This is a genomic window from Priestia sp. BR_2 (assembly GCF_041954005.1).
Lineage (GTDB): Bacteria > Bacillota > Bacilli > Paenibacillales > Paenibacillaceae > Paenibacillus_AQ > Paenibacillus_AQ lautus_A.
Genome location: NZ_JAVFHM010000163.1, coordinates 1 through 804, shown reverse-complemented (window position 1 = coordinate 804; position 804 = coordinate 1). Strand labels below are relative to the sequence as shown.

The following is an 804-nucleotide window of genomic DNA, read 5'->3' as shown; positions in this document are numbered from 1 at the left end:
GCTGTAAAGAGAAGGAAGAGGATGCCGGCTCACAAGTACAAGCTCTTCATCTTGAGTAAATAAAGAGTTTAGATCAGGATGTGCACAGCTGCCTGCAACAAATGCGCCTTCAAGTTTTCGTTCTAAAACCAGTTGAATAAGAACATCGGTTGTATGTGTTTCTAAAATGAAGTCCACATCAGGATAGGCAGTGCAATAAGTAGAAAGCAAAGGCGGCAGGCGAAGAGCCGCGGTGGATTCAGTTGCACCTATTTTTAAAGGTCCTATCGGCGTGTGCGAGCTGCTTTGCACAGTTATAGTAGCTTCGTTGGTTAAACGCAGAATTTGTTCAGCATAACGATGCAACAGCTCTCCGCTAGAAGTTAACGTTACGCCTTTACCGCTGCGTTCAAATAGCTGTGTGCCGAGTTCAGCTTCTAGCTGCTGAATTCGCATCGTCACATTCGACTGCACGTAGCTTAAACTTTTGGCAGCTTTTGAAATGTTTTTTTCTTCTGCTACTGTCGTAAAAACAAGCAAATCTTTTATATCCATAAAATCTCCTCCTTCAGCTATCATTTTTATTGATGACTTTTATCTTTATTCCTTATTTTACATGATACCATTCCTTCTCTACACTGAAAGTAGAGGTGGAGGAGAGAAAATGAGCAGACAAAAAGTTTCTTATAAGTGGATGATTTTATTTATTGCCACTCTTTCTCAGGCATGTGCAACGTTTGTCACCTACGGGGCGGGGCCATTGGCCGCGTTTTGGCAAAGACTATATGATTTATCGCAGTTTCAAACAGGACTGCTCGTATCAGC

At 42.2% G+C, this 804-nt stretch carries 1 protein-coding gene and 1 pseudogene; one reads left to right on the top strand and one right to left on the bottom strand.

All coding sequences use genetic code 11. From position 1 onward, the window contains the following. A partial coding sequence (locus tag RB298_RS07165) for a LysR family transcriptional regulator (RefSeq protein WP_486046580.1) occupies positions 1-534 on the bottom strand: 534 nt, incomplete at its 3' end. 109 nt (positions 535-643) lie between these two features. Here RB298_RS07165 and RB298_RS07160 point away from each other — a divergent pair. Next, positions 644-804 (top strand): annotated as a pseudogene (locus tag RB298_RS07160) (MFS transporter); the annotation flags it as partial.